The organism is Streptomyces sp. KL116D (genome assembly GCF_030766975.1).
Classification (GTDB): Bacteria; Actinomycetota; Actinomycetes; order Streptomycetales; family Streptomycetaceae; genus Streptomyces; species Streptomyces longispororuber_A.
This window is the reverse complement of sequence record NZ_JASERH010000030.1, coordinates 52,366-71,606: the sequence shown is the minus strand read 5'-3', so window position 1 is coordinate 71,606 and position 19,241 is coordinate 52,366. Positions and strand designations below refer to the sequence as shown.

The following is a 19,241-nucleotide window of genomic DNA, read 5'->3' as shown; positions in this document are numbered from 1 at the left end:
ATCGCCGGGCTGTGGGCGGTCAGGACGCGGCGGTGGTCGACTGGACGACAGCGAACGGCGAGCGGGTGGCCGCGTTCGTGTTCAGTCGAGTCGCCGGGTTGGCCGTGGCGAAGGCCACGCGCATGACGACGCGCATGGCTACGGAGTCCTGCTGCATCAGGTTGAGGACGACCTTGCCCTCGTCGTCGGAGATGACGCCCTCGGTGAACAGCTTGAAGCTGATGTCCTGGCGGACGCCGACGATCGCCTTCGACCAGTCGCCCATGAGCAGCTCGGCCTCGGACATGTCCCAGGCGCCGTTGGTCAGTTCGGACATGCCGTAGCCGTACAGGGTGCCGCCGGGCTGGCCCTGCATGTTGGGCTGGTAGATCGGCAGGCCCTGCTCGCTGCGCATGCCGTTCAGCTTCCAGGTCAGGCCCGGCCGGCTGATGAAGCCGTTGACGGCGAAGCCGTCCTCGGCGACCTTGCCGGCTGCCTGGGAGACGTCGACGCCGAAGTCGACGCCGGTGCCGGAGATGACCGCGTTGCCTGCGGCGACCGCGGACTGGTAGACGGCTGCGGGCCAGGTGGACGGCTTGTCCAGGCCGAAGAGGCCCGCCCCGTCCAGCTTGGCGCCGATCGCCTCGACGAGCCGGGGGCGGACCTGCTCCCAGATCGGCATCTGCGCGTCGTCGAGGTACGCCTCGGGAATCGGCACGATCGCCGCGATCTCCTCGGCGACGAGGTCGACGTTCTTCCAGTCCTGGGCGGTGGTCTGCTTCAGGCCGGTGTCGCCACCGACGAAGTAGGCCAGCGGCAGGACGTCGAGCACCGGCTGCCGCTGCGTCTTGGACGACATCGGCACGTTGCGGGCGCGCTGCAGCAGCGAGGATGCCGCGGGCAGCTCCTGGATGATGTCGGCGGAGACCGGGGTCGGGACGAGCGGATCGTTGCTGGCGTCCCGGCTGATGATGGAGTTGAAAGGCACGGGGGCTCCTCTCGGAAAGGCAGCGACCCCGGCCCCGTGCGGGAGTTTCCGGTGCTGCAGTGAAGGTCAGTTCAGGTGTTGCGGCCAGCCAGTCGACGAATCCACTGGTCCGGAGTGGCCTCGGCGGAGCCGGAGGCGGTCGCGGCGCCGGGCGTCAGGGACTCCACGGGCCGCTGCTGGGCGGGGGCGGCGGTCGGCGCGGTCGCCTTCAGCCGCTCGGCGAGCACTTCGGCCCGCGCGTTGATCTCTTCGTCGCCGCCCGAGCCGAGAAGGTCGATCAGGTCCGGCGGGATGTTGTGGGTGGCCGCAGCCATCAGGCGCGCGTTCGTCGACCGCAGGTCAGCAAGCTGCTGCTCGACGGCCTGCGCGCGGTCGTTGGCGCGCTGCAGCTCCGTCTTCTGCGTGTCCTCGAACTCCTGGTACTTCTGCGCGGCGCTGCGCAGCTGCTCGATCTCGTCCTTCGACTTGAAGCCGAGGGCCGACAGGTGCTTGTTCTCGTGCTGCCTCGACAGCGCCTTCCACTTCAGCGCCTCGGACTCCCAGTCCGTCGCCTCGGGCTGGCCGGCCACCTCGGTCCCCTGTCGGGTTGGCGTGGCCTGCTGCTGAGGTGCAGGATTCTGGGTCTGGGCGGGGATCTGCCCTGCGGCAACCGCTTCGGCAGGGGTGGGGACAGCCGGCGTGCCGCTGGCGATCTCCGAGGCGTTCTCGGTCATTGTTGGGCTCCCATGTCGGGTGAGCACGCCATGTCGGCGTGCGCGAGGACGGGCATACGAAGGGCACCTGACCATGTCGGCAGGCGCCCGTGATCGACAGCGCTCAGGTGCGCTGCGTCGAGGAGTCGGAACGGTCGGGCGCCTGATAGGCAGCACGCCCTTCGGACTCCCACCAGCGGCGGAACGCGTTCACGGCATGTTTGCCGCCGCGGCCTCGCGTCTCCCGCAGCCAGTCGTCGTAGAGCTTCTCGGCGACGCCGATGAAGGGCTCGTTCAGGGTGAACGCCGGCCAGGCTTGGCAGGCGCAGTGATCGTGGTAGGTGTTGCCGCCCTGCCGCGGGTCCCCCGCGGTCTGGGCGGACTTGTACACGGGCCCTCGGGAGGCGAGCATCGCGCACCAGGCACATGGATCGCCGTCGGTGACGCGGGACCAGCCGGTGGCCTTCTCGTCCGCCGAGATCGACCGCTGCATGGCCTGGCGCCCGCCTTCCAGCGCCAGATATTGCGTCGTGCCCACCATGCGAACGGCCGCCGCATCCATGGCCTGCTGGGGTGTCTTCCCGGCGGCGATGGCCTTCTTGAACTCCACCGGACCGGTGACATCCAGGGAGCGCTCAAGCCGCTCGATGAGGAGCGGCAGGGGGTCCTTCGGGCGGAAGCCGTCGTCCCCGACACCCGCCTCGCTCCGCACGTCGGCGTAGGCACTGCGCGCCAACGCCGCTGACTGCTCCCTTGCCTGCTCGACCAGGGGGACCAAAGCGGAACGGACCGCGGGCCAAGAGGCGTCGACCTTCGCCGGGTTCATCAGCTCACGCCACACCTGCAGCACCGTGCGGGCCAAGCGTGCCGCCATCAAGGCCTGAGTGCGGCGGTAGCGCGGCGGCGTCCACAACCTAGCCATCAAAGCGCAAGATCCGGGAGCGGCGCCGTGGCCGGCACGGGATCGAGCTGGCTCATCTGCTTCTCGATGATGCCGTTGAGACGGCCCATCGAGTCCCCCTGCTCCGCCGTCTGCTTCCAGCGTTCGACGTCGGTCTGGGTGACGCCGGGGATCTTCTCCCACAGTTCCTGAGGCGGTACCCCCAGCATGGTGACGAGCTTGCCGAGCGCATCCACGGTCTGTGCCAGCGAGCGCGCAGACGTGTCGCGCCATACAACCTGGGCGGCCATGTCGTCCCAGGCCCCTCGGTCGCCGGCTGCCAATCCGGCCAGGCGGAGTGTCTGCTCGTGGCCTTCACCGCACAGGGACTCGCGTTCGTCCGTCTTCCGGTCCAGGCCGTCACGTGCTGCCGCCAGGGCTTCGGCGCTCAAGTTCACCATCTGCCCCAGCAGGTGGTAGGGCGGTACCTGCGACAGGGTGGCGATGTGCCGGATCGTCGACTCCCGCGAGTCGAGGTAGCCCTTGAGGTCGCTCTGCCCGAACTCGCCGAACTTCGTATCCGGGTCCTCGGCGACGAACAGCCCGTCCACGCGGGACTTGAACGGCTCGATCGGGTTCCCGTCGCCATCCAGCGGCGGCGCCATGCCGGTCACCCAGCGCTGCCGGAACGCCGCGTACTGCTGGGCCATCAGCAGGTTGAACGTGGTCATGTTGAGCTGGTCCTGCGAATCCAGCAGCGGCTCGACCTCGCCAACGACACCGTCACCATCAAGGCCCTCGGTGTTGATGTAACGGACGACCGGGCACACCCCAAGGTCGTGCCGCATCAACCACTGCTCGCCATCCGGGACAAGTTGCGAGCCGTCGACGTTGCCGGCCAGCGTGTAGCGGGCCTGGTCGTCGTAGATGCGCACGACGCGCCGCTTACCCTTCGCCGTGTTCTCCAGCCGATCCTCGACCGCAAGGATCGGCCACTCGTCGTTCACCGGATCCGCATACAGGGCAGTCATGCGGCGCGGCGAGAACGGCGTGATGACAGGCATGGGCTTGCCGGGCATCACCACGGCATAGGCGGCGCCGTAGGTGAGCACCGAGCGGTGGATGCCGTGCTGTCGGGCGTCCATGCGGTTGGCTTGCCAGATCGACCATGGCGCTGCGTTTGTATCCGAGCCGGCCGGACGGTACCCGTCGACGTACATGTTCTGTGCGACCACGGTGACGACGAGCGGCAGGATGTTCACCCGGGCCCGCTCGATAAGCCACCGGTACTCTGCCCGCGCCCCAGACGGTACGTACACCGAGTCGTGCCGGCCGCACATGTACCGCTGGATGCGGTCCAGGCGGGCCTGCTCGCCTTCGCGGATCTTCAGCAACCGGCGCGCCGTTGAAGCCGCCTCGTCTCTATCCAGCACTGCCACGTGCCGCCCACCTCCCCGCTCCTACGCGAACCCGTGTACGCGGCCCGTTCGTTGACGCTTCTTCTTCCGCTTCGCCCAGTCCGGCGACGCCAACAGGGCACGCCGGGCCATGTCCGCCAGCTGCATCGCGGCGAAGCCGTCCACCTTCTTCGGCGATTCCCGCGACTCCCTGCCGAACGAGACACCCCACTTGTTTGGCCGGCGGCGGGCGTTGGCCACATGCCGGTTCAGGATCGGATGGTCGGTGTGAGGCAGCTTGCCGTCGACGATCGCCTGTACCAGCGCCTCGGTTGCCAGCGTCAGATCCTGCTGACGGCCACGCATGTCCCAGCCGACCGAGCTCTTCGGTGACGCCCGCACCACGAGCTCGTCCCGGTAGGTCTCGGACCAGTCGTCGATGTACGACTCCCACAGCTTGACGTCCGCGAAGAACCCGCGGACCTGCCACTGCCCGAAGGCGTGCGCCACCAGGTCGGTGACCTGCTTGCGGTCGACCTCCCAGTCCTTCGCCTGTGGGCCGTCCGGGCGTTCCCAGATCCCCAGCGGCTGGACGAGCCGGTCAGTGACGCGCATCGCGATGAGGGCCGTGGCGTCGTCCGTCTTGCCGCCGTCGAAGCCGAGGACGATGTCGTCGCCCGGCTCCAGGCGCATCTCGGAGACGTTCTTCGACCAGGCTGCCGGATCCAGGAGTGCATCTTCGGCGGCCACAGGCTGGTTGAGCCAGTAGCGTCGCGAGTCCGACGGCGAGGACTGCGGGTCCCAGATCTCGGCGATGATGCCATCCAGATCCATCCACGCCGCGGCAGGCCCGTAGGCCTCCTTCAGCCCGGCCAGGAGCGCGTCCCGGTCGGCCAGGTCGGTGCCGTCCTTCGCCTGTCGGTGATCGAAGAGCAGGCCGGCAGCGTCCGCATCCCGGACCCGCCCCTCCTTGATGGCCTTGTAATAGGTGTGCGTGGCCTCAGCCACAGAGTCCTGCCCCGGCTCGTACATCGTCGACGTCTCAAGGCACCACGGCTCGGCTTCCTTGCGCTTACGCAGGTTGCGCCGGACCGTGCCATGCATGCGCCGCAGCTCCGGCAGCACGTACAGGTGCGTCTCGTCGAAGACCGCGTAGGTCTCCTTGCCGCCGTCCTTCGCGGCCGACGACGCGGTCGACGGGGTGATCTCGCCGCGCTGGTGGTGCAGGATGATCCGGCTTGACGACTGCGCCGACTTCCCGATGTCAATGCCGGGGAATTCATCGCCGTGATGCTCGACCAGGTACTCCAGCATCGTCGAGACGTTGTCGTAGGTGTTGCCCGACTGCCCCTCCTCCGTTGCCAGGCAACGGATGAACGGCGACTTCACAGGGCGTCCTACGGGGTCACCGTTGGCGTCCCAGCCATCGAACCGAACCGGGAACAGCGCCTCCGCGCACACCAGCATCCCGGCGATCTCGGACTTCGCCCGCCCTTTCGCCCGCGACAGGAAAGCCCGCCGGTACATACGGCGGCCCGTCCCCGGATCAAGCCGGTACGCCTTGACGATGAACGCGTAAAACTCATCGTCCAGTTCGATCGGCTCGCCGACAACGTCGCCGGGCCCGTGGCACAAGTACTCCTCGATGTGCTCCACGATCTGATGGCCGAGAGAGGGGAACTCGCCTTCGTAGCTGGCGCCACGCCACGGCATGACACCCCCTACGCACTGTCCTCGCTGACGATCCGCAGGTTCTTCCGCCGATCCGACGTCGACCGCGGCGTCTCCGCCGGAGCCGGCTTGTCCACCGGAGTCTCGATCTTCAGCTTCAGCCGCATCCGGTCCTCCGGGGTCGCCCCGTACTTGGCCGCGCGCAACCGCACTTCAGAGGCGAACTCCCAGCGGCCCTTCGTCCACATGACGTGGTGCAGGAGCGCCGTGTCGAGCAGGAAGTCCCAGTCCGTGTCGATGAAGACTTGCGCCTGCGCGGAACGCCGCCAGGTCTCCCACCACTGCACGGTGCGCGGATGCCACGACTCCTGATCGGGCAGCACGCCTTCCGGCAGCTGCGGGCCACGAACTTCGTCGTCGCTCTCCACCCGATTCAGTTCGGCATCCCGGGACTTCGAGTCCCGGGCGCGGGAACGCGTCGCCTTCGGCGCCATGCCTCTACCCGCCATCAGGGGCACCCCCTCACAGCAGTTCGGCGATCACCTGCGACAGGTCGGCCAGCCTCGACGGCGCACCCTCGAACGGCACACGGGTCACGGTCACATAGCGGCTGCGGTCGTAGATCTCGATGGCGGTTTCGCCTCGCCTGATGCGACGCCCGCGCCCCAGGGTGCCAAAGCCCCAGACGTGAAGGCCCGTCCCCGAAGGGGAGATCTCAATGTAGGTCGAGGGCAGGCCGTCGATGATTCTCCGGGCCCACGGCCGCAACTCGCCGTCGAGCAAGGCGTGGTCGAGATCGATGCACACGAGACGGTCAGATTCGCTCAGTACGAAACCGAGGCCGACGCCAGCCCTGGCGCGGCAGGCCGCGCTGTAACTGGCCCAGGTCTCGGGGTCGACGGACGATGCCGGCCCGGTCTTGGGGCCGACGACGGACAGCGGCATCTTGCGGTCCGTGTGGCGCACCCACTGTCGCCTGCGCGTCATCGCCGAGGGCACAGGATCGGCCTGCTGGCGCGCTGCTCGGTGGGCGGCGGTGCGGCAGCGGCCGGAGCAGAAGCGTGCGTTGTGGGCGTGCCGGGCGCCGAGCTGGCCCCGGCATTGCTCGCAGCGCTTCGTCTTCATGCCCTCAAGGATACTCCGCTGTGTAACGGCAATCTGCGTCCTGAGCTGGCCTGATGCAAGGTCGTGACGTTCCCCGGTCCGCCGGCCAATCGAATCTGGCGGAAGCGGCGGCCAGCATTCATGCAGGTCAGAGCTTGATCATCAGATCCCCAGAGTCGCGCGCGTCGCGGAGTGCTAACGTGCCCGACCCCTGTGATCGAGATGATCTTGGAGGGGTCCCCCAGGGTGATCTTGCATGGAAGGATCTTGATCCCCCGGATCGATCATCACCCCTGCTGATCTTGATAGCCCGGATGGAGATCATCCACCAGCACCCACGGCCGGCGACGCAGGCCAGGCCGCGATCGCGCCTGCCCCGGTGCCGGCGCACCCCCTCACGGGGATCACCGTTGAGCGACATCGGCCTTGCCCTTAAGTCGAGGCAGCACCACCTCGAGCACCCAGGCGCAGCACCCTAGGGCAGCAGCCCGGGGTGGGCCTCGGCCGGCCGGGCCCGGGGCGGGCGGGCGTGCGCCACGGCCGACGCCTCACGCCCGGTCTTCTTGTCGTGGTGCCACTGGCACAACGCCCACAGGTTCTCATCGCTGTGATCGTCGAACCCTTGTGCCGCATTGTTCTTGTGGTCTACCTGGTTCGCCGGCTCGCCACAGATCCCGCCCGTGAGGACGGGCCATTGGCAGACCCATCGGTCCCGCTTGAGGATGCGGGTACGGATGCGCGCCCAGCCCTTGGGAAGCGGTGCGGTGCGGCGCCCTTGGCTGGGCATCAGTGCCGACCCTTGCCTGAATGCGCCGCTTCCTCGCCTGGCGCGTGACCCGGTCGTGCACCCGTCGCCCGCTGGTGCAGGTTGGAGCACAAGCCCTTCACGACGCCAGGACCCACGTGCTTGCTGAGCTCGGCTACGCATCGGTCGAAGTCGCCAGCCACTCCCCAGTTGATCTTGGCGGCGCCTGCTCCCTCCGACCAGTAACGCATCAAGCGCTCAGTAGAAGCTGCATCTTTGGGGGTTGCTTCGCGTCCGGCGACCATGCGGCTTCATCTCGCTTCCATTCGGCGACAAGCTTGGATCCCTTGGATAGGTTGCAGCCTTGGCAGGCCGGCAGGACGTTGCCGATGGCGTGCCTGCCTCCGCGGGAGAGAGGGATGACGTGGTCCATATGGATCCCGCCTTCGTTGCCTCCGCAGTAGGCACAGCGGTTCCGGTAGCGACGGACGAGCTTGCGCCATTCACGCGGGACGATCCCGACACTGTCCGGGTTGCGCCTCTCCCAGGTTCGGCGTGCAGCCTTGTACTGGGCCGCGATGGCGCGGCGCATCTCGGGGTTGGCGCGCGCCCACGCTACGGCCGCGGCGACGCGCTGAGCTCGATAGCGGAAGTAGGTGGCGCGTCGGCTACACAGCCGCGAGCAGAACAGCGAGTTGGTCTGAGCCGGCTTGAACGAAGTACCGCATCGCTGGCATGAGCGTGGGCTGAGATCTGCGTACTGGATTGCCCGTCGCGCCCGGTGCCGGTTGCCGCATCCGGGAGTGCAGTACTTCTGATCAGTTCGCCAGGCCTTGAAGTTGGTCTCGCATCCGGGACAGGTTCGCTCTGGCTCGGCGTCCTTCTGCCGTGCGGCGTAGAGCCGGTTGTAGCGGAGCCCGTTGCAGGAGCGCGAGCAGCAGAGGGAGTCGCGCCGCTTCGGCTGGTATCGGGTGCCGCAGATTTCGCAGTCCCGTTCGGGGATCGCCCCGAGAGGGGTCCGCGTTGGGCAGGTCTTGCAGCGGCGTGCGTTGCCGTGCAGCTGGGAGATGTCGACTCCGCAGCGGTCGCAGGCGCGTGTAGCCTCGGTCATGTCGGTCTGCTCTCATCAGATCGGCCGTTGCCCCGGGAGTGTTGGTAGCACTCGCCGGGGTTCTATTGTCTCAACTCCCGCCGACAGTGGCAGGGTTGTCGGGCCGCGACTACCCTTAGTCGGCAGTCTCCGGGCCTTCGTCGACGCGTTGGATGCTGGCGCCTTGGCCGCTCGGGATGGCCAGGGCAATGCCGTCGCTGTCGGCGAGGACTGCCCAGCTGCCACGGATTTCGAGGGTGACGTCGTCGCCTTCGATCAGGATGTCGTCGCGCTTCTGACCTTGCGTGTGAACGACGAGATAGCGCGGCATCGCCTGCTCCTGTGGGGTGGGCTACTTGCGGCGGATCCGGCTGAGTACGGCGTGGGCTCCTGTGGCGAGGATCGCGCCGTAGAGGAGTACGCCGGCTGCAGCGAGGAGGCTGGGCCAGGTCTCGCTCACGGCGTCTCCCCTTCCTGCCGGATGCTGACGCTGCGAACGAACATGGTGATCGTGACGGTCACGGCTTCGTCGTCGCTGATGTCGTGCACGCGGATCTTCGAGTCGGACGGGATGGGGATCTCGACGCCGTTGATGCGGACGGCGCTGGGAACGAGTGCCGGCGACTCGCCTTGGTGGCGGTCGAGGATCTCGATGTCGGCGCCGCGTCGTTCGCCGGGCGCCTGCATGAACTTGTCGCTGCCGGGTTCAGGCATGGGCGCGGGCCTTCCGGGTCAGGAGCGAAGCGCCCGCTGGATGCCCTCTTCGAGGGACACGCGGGGGCTGTAGAAGTCGAGCATCCGCTTGGGGTCGCAGACGCGGTGGTGGACGCCTTGGGGTGCGGTCGGCAGGTGCTTGAGCTCGGGCCGGTAGCCGCTCATCGTGGTGACGAGGCCGGCGAGTTCGTCGAATGATGTGGTCCTGCCCCAGCCGAGGTTGACGGGGCCGGTGACGTCCTGGTCGACGGCGGCGAGGGTGGCACCGACGAGGTCGTCGACGTGGATCCAGTCGCGGGTCGAGCTGCCGTCGCCCCAGATCTCGAACGGGTCCTCGCGCCTCTTGGCGCGGCCGATGAACGCGGGGAACGGGTAGCAGTCCGCCTGGTCTTCGCCGTAGCCGGAGAACGGCCTGAGGACGTGCATGCGAGTGCCGTGCGCTTCGACGACGGGAACCAGCTGCTCGCCGGTCAGCTTCGCGAGGCCATACGTCGCGTCAGGCCTGCCGGGGTTGTCGAGGTCGATGTCCGTCTCGACGAGCCGGTGGATCTCCCCCGGCTGCTGCAACGCGACCGGGTAGGCCGCCGACGAGCTGTAGTACACGGCGCGCGGCACCTTCGCGCGGATCAGCCACCGGAAGTACCAGGAATCGAGCGCAAGGTTGGTGGCGACGCCGAGAGGGCTGCCGTCGATGCTCGCCCTGCCGCCGACGACCGCCGCACAGTGGATCGCGAGATCGAAGCGGGTGTTGTCAGTACGGAAGAAGTCGAGGGCGTCGCCGTTGTAGACGATCGGCATCGGATTGAGATCGATCGCCAGCACGTCGTCGCCACGGTCGCGCAGGGCCTGGTGCAGGTGGCGGCCGACGAACCCGGAGGCGCCAGTGAGGAGGACGCGCACGCTCACCTCCTGGGGTGGTCGGCCCTGCCTCGACAGGTTGCGTTATGACTTCCGAGCAGGCGGCACGTAATCCGACGTGGCGCGCAATACGCGAAGTCGCGCGGCTCCGTGAGCGCGTACCGCAGCCAGTAGGTGACCGTGTTGCGGCACTCGCTCCGTGCCCGGTACTCCCAGTGGCGGCGGTGCGGAGCCTGCCGTGCTGCGAGCGCCCCGCTCATCAGCCGCCCGCCTTCACGGCCCGGTAGACGCCCCACGGCATATCCGACTCGACGGCCTCGAGCCCGAGCGTGGCGCACGCATCGGCCTGCTGCTGGGCGGACCAGGTGGTGACGCCGATCCAACTGTCGGCCTCGGCCGGCGTCTCGGAGACGGGCCAGTCGAGGACGAGGATCCCGCCGAGCTTCGTCGCGGCGCGGAGCTTGCCGATGATGTGCAGGCAGTCCGTGTAGCTGTGGTGGATCAGGACGGCGAGGGCGTACACGGCGTCCATGCGGCGGCGGCCGAGGTGTCCGGCGATTCCGTCGGCGTCGGCTTTCACGGTCGTCACGTCAGGGGCGCGGTCGGTGAGCCGGTCGAGCATCCGCTGCGACGAGTCGACGGCGGTTACGTCGTATCCGAGCGCGGACATCGGGATGGCGACCCGTCCGTCACCGCAGCCGAAGTCCATGACCTTCGCCCCATCAGGGGTCACGCTCGCGAGCATGTCGGCCTGCGCGCGGCCGGAGTCCCAGTACGCCTCTTCGGAGACGCGGCGCAGCGGGTGGATCGCATCCGGGTCGGCCTGATCCCAGGAAGCGATGACAGATTCGGCGGTCACGCTGCCTCCTCGACGAGCTTCCGCAGCTTGACCAGGTCCGCTTCGAGCCCGCCGTTGTCGCGGTAGTCGTAGTAGGCGGCCGAATCCGATGCGACCCGCTCCGAGCTGTTGCACTCTTCGTAGCCCGCGTCCACGTCGGCCTTGCCGTTGGCCGGGTGCAGGTGCTCGATGACCATGTCGTCGAGGTAGGTGATCCGCTGCATGCCGCGGCCCCAGTCGACCCAGACCAGGTCGACGCACAAGTGCACGAGCGTCGGGGGTGCCATGTAGTCGAGCGTGGCGACGATGTCGGAGGTCATGGCGACGGCGGTGGCCATCTTCTCGCCCTGGAGCAGGTCGTTACCGTAGACGATTCCGGGCCCGCCGGACAGGCACTCGCGGATCCGCGCATCCCACGCCATCGCGGCGGGGCGGGGCCGGTGGTCGTCGCCCATGAACGCCAGGAACCGGTACTGCTTGGCCGCCTTGACGGCTTGCTGGTTGAGCGTGCCGACGAGGCGCCGCCGCTTGCCGAACGTGAACCGCACCCGGCCATCACCCTTGTATGTCGCGGCGTGCTTCTTGTACGCGGCGAGCTCGGGGTCGTCGGTGTCGACGGCGAACAGCAGGTCCGCGGTGGCGCCGGTGTCGTCCCACGCCTGCACGATCTCGGGTACGGCCTGGGGCCGGCCGCGGGTGGGAATGATGACGAGCAGGTCGTCGGCCATGGCGCGGGTCTCCTAGTTCAGGGCGACGAAGCGGGTGTATCCGTACTGGGTTCCGCCGCTGAGGGTGAGGTTGGCGGAGAGCGACGTGAGGCCGGTACCGATGGTGAGCGACCGGGACGTCGCGGTGGTGAGTCCTGCGTTCGTGGTGCCGGTGAGGCCGATACCGTCGGCCGCGAACTGGAGTCCCCCTCCTGTCCCGTTGGACAGCAGCGCTACGTAGTAGGTGCCGACGGCGAGGGTGACGGGCGCGGTGAGCGCCATGGTCTTGACGCCGGAGCTGCCCCACGCGGTGGTCTGGTCTGCGGTGACAGCGAGGCGCGTGCCGGAGGAGTCGTAGATGCCGGCGAAGTTCTGTCCGGTGGTGAGGGTGACGCCTGCGGCGCCGAGCGCGGCGATGATGTTCGTGACAACGGTCGCCCGGTTGACGATCTTCACTTTGGTCAGGGAGATCTGCCCGTGTGTCGTGACCGCCGAGCTGTAGACGGTGCACCGGGTTGGATCCATCGACCAGGTCAGGTAGCCATGGTCGTCTGCCCGGAACTCCGGGTTGTTGACCGTGGTCAGTGGGTACTGCAGCAGTCCGGCCGGCATGACGTTGCCGGAGTTGAAGGTCGTGATGTCGCGAAGGACGGTGCTGGTGCGCTTGGAGTAGGTGACGGTTCCGGTGGAGTTGTTCTCGATGCGGATCCGCTCGAAGACATTGGGGGCGTTGCTGGTGTCGTTGTTGTCTTCGATGACCTTGCAGGTGCCCGCCGAGTTGATGTTGATCTTCTTGGCGGAGAAGTAATTGTTGTACGAGCCGTCGGCGACGACGAACGTCTTGTTGGCGGCGTCGCCGCTCTTGCCCGTCACGTAGTTGCAGTCGAAGACGCACGAGTCGCCGTTGGCGACGTTCACGATGGTGCGGAACTGCTCGGCGTTCAATCCCCAGAACCGCTGCGAGGAGACCGGGTAGAGCGCGTTGTCGGCGTCGATGAGGATGCCGGTGCAGCCCGCTCCGTTGGCGCCGATCTCCACCATGTTGAAGTTGTTCTGGTTCATGTTGTTCGAGTAGTCGTGGATGTGGATGGCGGTGTGGTTGTCGCCCACGATCTCGATGAACATGCGGGTGAACGTGCAGTCTCCGGCGTTCTGCACGGTGCCCTGGTTCGAGAGCCGCATGCCGTTGGCCATGCCCTCGATCTCGATGTTGTCGAACGCTGACCGCCACGGCATCGACAAGTCCATGCCCCAGCCGGACGTGGATCCGGTTCCGAGGTAGCCGTTGAGCCGCAGGTTCCGGAACGAGCTGTGCCAGAAGCTGACCTCGTTGCCGGACAGGACGGCTGTGCTGGTGATGCACGATCCGGTGCCCGCCGCCACGATCCCCAGGTCGGAGATGTTGGCGACGCACCAGTTGGTCAGGTTGATCCCGGCGATGTTGGGCGCGAGCTTCAGCGTGGTCGCCTGCTGGCCCACGCCGCGCAGCGTGATGCTGTCCGCGTCGTCCTCGTCGGTGTTGCCGGAGATCGTGAGCGTCGCGGCCTGGTTGAACTGGCCGACGGACAGCTGGACGATGCCGCCGCCGTCAGCTTTGGCCGCGTTGATCGCGGCCTGGATCTGCACGTCGTCGGCGGTGCCGTCGCACAGGTAGTCGGCGCGAAGCTTCTCGGCGAGCGGCGCGTTACTGGCGACGACGTAGCGGGCGCCGGCGAGCCCGTGGCTGATGAGGCTGTCGGCGTAGGCGCGGTCGCCGTGCGGGTCGGTGGCCAGCGTGTGGGCGACGACGGCCTCGGCTGCGACGGTCCCGGCTGCTGTTTCGGCGATGTCCTGGACGTCGGCGGTCTCGGCGAGGCCGGTGATGGCGCCGGTCTTGCCGTTGACGGAGGAGACGAGCGCGGCGGTGACGTCGATGATGCGGGACTGCTGGCCGCCGGTGACGTTGATGTTGTCGAGGCCGCTCTCGCCGGTGACGTGGATCTTCACCGGGTCACCTCCGGGCTGACGATGGCACGGCCCTGGAGGATGCGGACGACGGTGGCACCCAGGACCATTTCCAGGTCCCAGCGGCCGTCGCGGTTCAGGGTCTGCGTCGTCGAGGCGGGGATGGCGAGCCGGATGGCGGCCCCGTCGACGGTGAGGAACGGCGTCAGGTCCAGCAGGAGTTGGGCGCTGTTGCTGGTGGAGGTGCGGATCTGTGCGCGCGCAGACCAGCCCGCCCACGTGAAGTCCGGGTCGTCGACGACGGTGTACGCCTGCAGGAACGTTGAGCCTTGCTCGATGACGAGATCCCAGTCCCCCGCGGCCATGGACGCCACCTCCGGGATCTCGTTGCTGGCGGACGAGACGCTGGCGTTGGATTGTGCGCTGCCTGCGGCCGTGCCGTGGTAGATGCCGGAGCCGGTTGCTGTGGCGGTGGCTTGTGCGCTGCCTGTCGCTGTGCCGACGGCGGTGCGGACACCGGTGGCGGTGGCAGCCGACTGGGCGCTGCCGGTGGCGGTGCCGGTGAACACGGCGCCGTTCGACAGGGTGTTGAAGAAGTCGTATTCGGCGTAGTCGCTGGTCCCGGCGTCGCGGTGCGCGGACAGATCAAGGGCGCACTGGTCGACGGACGCGGTGACCCAGCCGGGGGTGGCGAGCGTCCTGCGGTTGGTCCACGTCGTGGCGTCGGGGCTGGTGTCCCAGTAGACGTTGGTGCCGTCCTCGCGCAGCCGCAGGAACTTGTGCGTGGTCGCCGAGTACGTGATGGTGACCGCCGCGGCGTCGAAGTAGCCCGTCTCGCTGGACATTTTCAGCTGCCCCGTCACCGCGTTGATCACAAACCCGACGCGGATACCACTGGTCGCAATGTCGGGCGCATTGACGAAGACGCTGGCGTAGGCCTCAGTCGCGGTGGACACGGCGGGGACCGTGAGGACGGCGACATAGAACGTGGCGCCGGCCATGGTCCAGCTGTAGGCGGTCTGATAGCCGGCGTACCCGGTGGTGCAGGGGACGCGCGCCCGGCCGCCGACCTCGCTGACGCCGCCGTAGGCATTGCCCCAGTTCGGGCCGATCACTCCGTCGTTGAAGTTGTCGACGAGCGTGGAGAGGCTGGGCATGGCACCTCCCCGCTACGAGATGGAGATGCTCAGCCCGCCCGCAGCGATCTTGTATTCGTCGTTGGCGGCGAGCGTCTTCGGCGCATCCAGCGGCCCGTACCAGAGGCGGACCGGGGCTCCGGCGTTGTCCCAGATCTCCCAGCCGACGATCGTGCACGCGGGCATCCCGGACCAGAGCAGGTCGGCACTGTTGGTGGTCGCCCCGGCGACTGCCGCTGCGACGGTGAGGTTTTTCCGACTGTAGGAGCCGCCGGCCACCTCGGTGCCCGCTGTGGCATCGTCGCCTGCCGCCGTCAGGAGCGCGACCTTCAGCGAGGTGGTTGGACGGGTCGGTGTGCCGACACCGTTGATCCAGTCGAGGATCAGGTTCTCCGCCGTGTTGGTCAGGTTGTCGGCCACGCGGCCTCCTTCTGTGTGGCGCCGCGTGGCGCAGGGCAGGGTGGGTCAGCTGATCTTGAGCGATCCTGAGAGGCGGACGATGTTCTCGGCGCCGGGCGGATCGAAGGTGATCCACACCCGGTAGTCGCCGCGGGTGAAGGCGAGCACGCCGCCATCGGGGCCGATGAGGAGCCGGGCTGCCCCGTCAGCCCATTCGGCGGTCTTCCACTCCGTGCCAGTCGGGTTGTCGCCGTGAGCGACGACGGCGATCTTCACGGGCCATGCGGTGACGTCGACGCCCGCGGGGGCGGTGACGGGGACGTGCAGGAACTCGGTCGAGCTGGCGGGGATCACCACGGGGCGCCCACCTTCCAGTCGCCTGCCTGCGGTGCGCCTGCCGTGTACGGCGCGCGCTGCGGGGCGCCAACGGTGACGTCGATGTCGAAATCCATCTCGGGACTGCCTGTACTGACGGGCCGCGAGATGCTGACCTCCAGGGCTGGGGTGAGAGCGGCACGCTTGCCGCCCGCCAAGGGCAGGGCCGCCTCGATACCGAAGGCCGCGTTGATGGTCCGGATGACGGCGGCGGCGAAGGGCTCGGCGGCGTCGGCTTCCACCACGACGGACAGCGGCGCCGTCTTGGTGCTGCCGATGGTCTGCGCGGCGAGGCTCTCCAGAGCGACGCCGAGAGCAGTCGTCTTGCCGCCTGCCAGGGGCTGCGCCGTCTCCGGCGTGGCCGCGACGGCAAGGGCTACGGCCTTCGCGCCCGGCAGGCTCTGTGCGGTCTCGCTCGCTACCGCAGCACCAGAGTTGGCCGCTTTGGCGCCGACCAGCGGCTGGGCGAACTCGGTGGCCGCGGCAGCGGTGAGAGCTGCGCCGGCGACGACGTCCGCGCCGATGAAGGCGTCGTAGCGGATCGTGCTCACGGAGTCCGAGCGGAGGCCTACGTAGGTGCCTGCCGTGACGCTGGTGTCGGTGACGGAGACCCGCTGAACTCCGTTGACGAACCCTTTGATGGTCGAGCCGACGGCTTGTACGCGGGCGGTGTCTCCCGCTGCGAGGTCGGCAGTGTAGGTGCCGATGACATTGAAGCTGCCGCCGGTGACGGCGAACAGGTCCCATGAGCTGCCGTTGCTGCGCCACAGGTAGCCGGAGGAGAGGCTGGCAGTGCCGCGGCACCAGACGCCCTGGCTGGCTCCTGCCGACGGCACGGAGACGGTGACTTGCGCGTAGTTGTCGCTGGTGTCGACGGTGGCTGCGGCCCGCACGATGATCGTGCCGGTGTTGGAGCCTGGGGAGAGCTGCCCGTTGACGATCGACCAGTCGCCGGAGACTTCGACCCAGCCGGCGCCGAGGTCGGTGGAGTCGGCGCGCGCGAAGTCGTCGCTGAAGTTCGCCACGGCTACGTGGCCGAGCTGGCTCGGGCGAAGTCCGTGATGGTGAGCGTGAAGGTGGTGCCGTCGGGGGTCATCGTGACGTCGTGCTTGGTCAGCGGGATGATCGCCGAGTCTGCGCTGGATGTGTCGGGCTTGTAGCAGATGACGACGGCGCCGATCGCGGCCCCGGACGTTGCCGTCCAGGTGACGTCGTCGCAGTCGATGTTGACGCGGTCGTTGGTGTTGTCGACGGTGACCGTCACGTTCGCGAGGGTCTTGCGGCCGAGCGCGGTCTGCTCGGTGGCCCCGGCTTTGACCGCGGCGAGGGTGGCGTAGTCCCGCATCGTCGCGTCGGTCGGCAGGCTGGCTGCCGCGAAGGGGACGAGGATCAGTGAGTCTGCGGCAGCCGGGAGGTCCCCGTACTGCGCAAGCCGCCCAAGGGCAGCGTTGAAGACGATGTTCATCGCCTGGGGTCCTCTCGGGAGGCTGGGCGCCGAGCGGCGCGGAATGCGAGTCCACCGCCTGGACGCTGCGCGCACCCGACGAAGGTCCCGCTAGAGGACCCCCGCCGAGGAAATCTCCTCGATCCCGTCGCCAGACGGTGGACGTGTTGGGGTGTCCCGCCGCCCGACGGGGGGCGTGGGCGGCGGGACGTCGGGCGGCATGAGCAGACCGCCCGGGGTGCCCGCATCTGCTCCCCCACGGAGCAGGTGCAGGCGGGGTGGGCCGAGCGCGTGGCGCTACCAGGCCCTCCTGCGCGACCACCCCGGTGCGCAGGGGTCTAAGCGGCGTGAGCGTGAGTGGCTCGCGCCTTGATCTTCGGGGGTGGGGTGGGCGTGATGACCTTCTTGGTTTCCCGATCCCGTTCGGCGGGGTCGATCTCCATCAGGTCGTAGCGGGCGTTTCGCCCCTTGCCGTAGACGGTGATGCGGCCTTCGGACGCCCATCGCCAGATGGTTCCGACCGGACGCCCCGTCCAGTAGGCGACATCTGCCGCCGTAGCGAGTGCAAGGGAGGGCATGGTCACCTCCCGGGAACGACGAAGGCCACCCGGTGTGGGGTGGCCTCAGCGCGAAGTACTGCTATCTGAGCAGATAGTCGCTTCGGTCGGACGAGTTTGTCAACCCCTGTTGCTGGTGCGGCACTCGGATACGTCCGTGGTCTCCCCGTCGATGAGCGGCCGGATCATGTGGAGGTACTCCCAGATCCACACGCCGAGGTGCTCGGCTGCCGCGTGGTAGCCCTCGCGTCGGAGCCACCGGTTGGATCTCCAACTCCCGGCGTGGTGTCGGGCGATCCAGTAGTTGCAGCGGAGCGAGATCTCTGACGGCTTGCTGGTCCAGTGCTCCGTGACGTCGTCGACGGGCGGCGGCTTGTGACCCCACAGCGGGGCGGTCACGTCTCGGGCTCCTTGTAGGTGGCGAAGGCGTGCCGTATCTCCGCGTCGATGATCCCGCAGGACGGGCAGCCAGGGGTGAGTTCGTCGTGCCCGTGCTCCCCCCGCTCGTAGATGCCATCAAGGACGGCTTCGATGGGATGGGGTATGCGCCAGCCGCGTCCTGCGCGCGTGCACTGCGAGCAGATGACGATTCCGGCGCCGATTGGCCTGGTGGGGTCGGGGATGCTGTCTCCGGACTCGTGCCCGCCGAAGGGGCGATCACAGAGGGTGCAGGGCAACCAGAAGTAGCCGTGACGGGTGGCGTATCGACGGTGGAAGGCTCGCCAGGTGTAAGGGATGAGGCGGGCCCATCCAGCGGAGCCTTGCCCATCGCTCGTAGCGAGCGGGGCGGGAATCCGGAGGTAGCGGTACCAGAGGCGTTGCCGCCACCCGGGCGGACACAGCCACAGTCGGACAACGCGCCCGCTCACGCCGCCGCCTCCAACTCCCGAGCCCGGCGCTCATCCTCCACAGCCTCCTGCGCGGCCCGGAGTGTCCGCCACTCCCCCAGCGTCTCCCACGCGGCCCCGCACGTCTTGCACCTGATGCGGTGGCTGTTGGTGGACGCGGTGAGCTGGCTGCCGCAGTAGCCGTCACCGACGGGTGCGGGGCAGAGCCCGGTGGGGACGCGGCCGGGCCGCTTCTCCCCGGAGGCGAGGGCGGTCATCTCGCCGTGCAGCTTGCGGAGTTCGGCGATGTCCTGGCCGACGGGCTCGTATCGGTCGCACGCCCACGGCAAGTTGTTGATCAGGAAGTCGACGTGCTTCGGAACGGCCTGCTGCGGACTGCCGCGCCATGGTGCGACGGTCCAGCCGAGCGTCTGCCGCCACGCGTCCTCGATCGCCGACAGCCGGGCCGCGACGCCGCCGGGGCCGACGAGCGCGAGGACTTCGAGGCGGGGCGGGATCGGCGGCGTCTTCGTCCCGCCCATGCCGCCGCCCTGCGTGGAGGCGCCGCGCATGAGGGCCGCCGTCGTATCCAGCTGCCGGAACAGGCCCGGGAGTTCAGCGAGCCGCTTGCTCGTCGCGTCCTGGCAGGGACGGCAAGACCACCGTCCCGTCTCGTTGACCCAAAGCTGTCGTCCGCAGCCGGGTGTCACGCAGGTCGGCCACGCGTATTCGTCGAGCTGGGTGGGGTGGTCGTGCACGGTCGGCTCCTCGGGTGGTACGGGAAGCAGGGCTCACACTGAGCCAATTGTGCATGAGGGGTTGACATCGATGAGCAGATGGCGCAGGAACGACATGTGCCCCAGCCCTGTCGGCGGGGCTGGGGCACGACGGGGCGG

At 68.3% G+C, this 19,241-nt stretch carries 24 protein-coding genes; all 24 read right to left on the bottom strand.

The features are described 5' to 3' along the window. Positions 1–19: 19 nt before the first annotated feature. Positions 20–967 (bottom strand): phage major capsid protein, encoded by a 948-nt coding sequence (locus RBJ77_RS10575; protein WP_372344744.1) that lies wholly within the window; start codon positions 965–967, stop codon positions 20–22. 71 nt (positions 968–1,038) lie between these two features. Then, positions 1,039–1,680 carry a hypothetical protein gene (locus tag RBJ77_RS10570; protein WP_372344743.1) on the bottom strand — a complete coding sequence of 214 codons (642 nt, stop codon included), beginning with the start codon at positions 1,678–1,680 and terminating at the stop codon, positions 1,039–1,041. Positions 1,681–1,783: 103 nt separating this feature from the next. After that, complete coding sequence (locus tag RBJ77_RS10565; protein WP_372344742.1) at positions 1,784–2,521, bottom strand: hypothetical protein; 738 nt, start codon at positions 2,519–2,521, stop codon at positions 1,784–1,786. A 59-nt stretch (positions 2,522–2,580) separates the two neighbouring features. Continuing rightward, entirely contained in the window at positions 2,581–3,978 is a 1,398-nt protein-coding gene (locus RBJ77_RS10560) for a phage portal protein (protein ID WP_372344741.1), read from the bottom strand. Between the two features lie 21 nt (positions 3,979–3,999). Next, positions 4,000–5,592, bottom strand: coding sequence for a Terminase (locus RBJ77_RS10555; protein ID WP_372344740.1), 1,593 nt, complete (start codon positions 5,590–5,592; stop codon positions 4,000–4,002). 65 nt (positions 5,593–5,657) lie between these two features. Beyond that, on the bottom strand, positions 5,658–6,116 hold the full coding sequence (locus tag RBJ77_RS10550; protein ID WP_372344739.1) for a hypothetical protein: 459 nt from the start codon (positions 6,114–6,116) through the stop codon (positions 5,658–5,660). 13 nt (positions 6,117–6,129) lie between these two features. Further along, positions 6,130–6,732 carry a DNA primase gene (locus RBJ77_RS10545; protein ID WP_372344738.1) on the bottom strand — a complete coding sequence of 201 codons (603 nt, stop codon included), beginning with the start codon at positions 6,730–6,732 and terminating at the stop codon, positions 6,130–6,132. Between the two features lie 454 nt (positions 6,733–7,186). After that, positions 7,187–7,498 (bottom strand): HNH endonuclease, encoded by a 312-nt coding sequence (locus RBJ77_RS10540; RefSeq protein WP_372344737.1) that lies wholly within the window; start codon positions 7,496–7,498, stop codon positions 7,187–7,189. A gap of 208 nt (positions 7,499–7,706) precedes the next feature. After that, positions 7,707–8,048: an HNH endonuclease gene (locus RBJ77_RS10535; RefSeq protein ID WP_372344930.1), complete on the bottom strand. Its 342-nt coding sequence runs from the start codon at positions 8,046–8,048 to the stop codon at positions 7,707–7,709. A 634-nt stretch (positions 8,049–8,682) separates the two neighbouring features. Beyond that, positions 8,683–8,877 carry a hypothetical protein gene (locus RBJ77_RS10530; RefSeq protein WP_372344736.1) on the bottom strand — a complete coding sequence of 65 codons (195 nt, stop codon included), beginning with the start codon at positions 8,875–8,877 and terminating at the stop codon, positions 8,683–8,685. A 125-nt stretch (positions 8,878–9,002) separates the two neighbouring features. After that, complete coding sequence (locus RBJ77_RS10525; protein ID WP_372344735.1) at positions 9,003–9,233, bottom strand: hypothetical protein; 231 nt, start codon at positions 9,231–9,233, stop codon at positions 9,003–9,005. A gap of 45 nt (positions 9,234–9,278) precedes the next feature. Continuing rightward, a complete protein-coding gene (locus RBJ77_RS10520) occupies positions 9,279–10,160 on the bottom strand; it encodes an NAD-dependent epimerase/dehydratase family protein (RefSeq protein ID WP_372344734.1) in 882 nt (293 codons plus the stop codon). A 217-nt stretch (positions 10,161–10,377) separates the two neighbouring features. Continuing rightward, positions 10,378–10,977, bottom strand: a complete 600-nt coding sequence (locus tag RBJ77_RS10515) for a class I SAM-dependent methyltransferase (protein ID WP_372344733.1) — start codon at positions 10,975–10,977, stop codon at positions 10,378–10,380. Further along, the gene (locus tag RBJ77_RS10510) at positions 10,974–11,684 is read right to left on the bottom strand and encodes a hypothetical protein (RefSeq protein WP_372344732.1); all 711 of its coding nucleotides are present in this window, start codon (positions 11,682–11,684) and stop codon (positions 10,974–10,976) included. Before RBJ77_RS10510 ends, RBJ77_RS10515 begins: the two co-directional genes overlap by 4 nt. Positions 11,685–11,696: 12 nt before the next feature. Further along, the gene (locus RBJ77_RS10505) at positions 11,697–13,649 is read right to left on the bottom strand and encodes a hypothetical protein (protein WP_372344731.1); all 1,953 of its coding nucleotides are present in this window, start codon (positions 13,647–13,649) and stop codon (positions 11,697–11,699) included. Then, positions 13,646–14,764, bottom strand: a complete 1,119-nt coding sequence (locus RBJ77_RS10500; RefSeq protein ID WP_372344730.1) for a hypothetical protein — start codon at positions 14,762–14,764, stop codon at positions 13,646–13,648. The genes RBJ77_RS10505 and RBJ77_RS10500 overlap by 4 nt, the downstream gene beginning before the upstream one ends. Before the next feature lie 12 nt (positions 14,765–14,776). Continuing rightward, on the bottom strand, positions 14,777–15,163 hold the full coding sequence (locus tag RBJ77_RS10495) for a hypothetical protein (protein ID WP_372344729.1): 387 nt from the start codon (positions 15,161–15,163) through the stop codon (positions 14,777–14,779). Between the two features lie 45 nt (positions 15,164–15,208). Continuing rightward, positions 15,209–15,499: a hypothetical protein gene (locus tag RBJ77_RS10490; RefSeq protein ID WP_372344728.1), complete on the bottom strand. Its 291-nt coding sequence runs from the start codon at positions 15,497–15,499 to the stop codon at positions 15,209–15,211. Beyond that, positions 15,493–16,542: a hypothetical protein gene (locus RBJ77_RS10485; RefSeq protein ID WP_372344727.1), complete on the bottom strand. Its 1,050-nt coding sequence runs from the start codon at positions 16,540–16,542 to the stop codon at positions 15,493–15,495. Before RBJ77_RS10485 ends, RBJ77_RS10490 begins: the two co-directional genes overlap by 7 nt. A 2-nt stretch (positions 16,543–16,544) precedes the next feature. Next, the gene (locus RBJ77_RS10480) at positions 16,545–16,982 is read right to left on the bottom strand and encodes a hypothetical protein (RefSeq protein ID WP_372344726.1); all 438 of its coding nucleotides are present in this window, start codon (positions 16,980–16,982) and stop codon (positions 16,545–16,547) included. A 317-nt stretch (positions 16,983–17,299) separates the two neighbouring features. Next, the gene (locus tag RBJ77_RS10475; protein WP_372344725.1) at positions 17,300–17,539 is read right to left on the bottom strand and encodes a DNA-binding protein; all 240 of its coding nucleotides are present in this window, start codon (positions 17,537–17,539) and stop codon (positions 17,300–17,302) included. 99 nt (positions 17,540–17,638) lie between these two features. After that, positions 17,639–17,917, bottom strand: a complete 279-nt coding sequence (locus RBJ77_RS10470) for a hypothetical protein (RefSeq protein WP_372344724.1) — start codon at positions 17,915–17,917, stop codon at positions 17,639–17,641. Continuing rightward, the gene (locus tag RBJ77_RS10465) at positions 17,914–18,195 is read right to left on the bottom strand and encodes a hypothetical protein (RefSeq protein ID WP_372344723.1); all 282 of its coding nucleotides are present in this window, start codon (positions 18,193–18,195) and stop codon (positions 17,914–17,916) included. Before RBJ77_RS10465 ends, RBJ77_RS10470 begins: the two co-directional genes overlap by 4 nt. A gap of 188 nt (positions 18,196–18,383) precedes the next feature. Then, entirely contained in the window at positions 18,384–19,103 is a 720-nt protein-coding gene (locus RBJ77_RS10460; RefSeq protein WP_372344722.1) for a hypothetical protein, read from the bottom strand. Positions 19,104–19,241 lie beyond the last annotated feature (138 nt).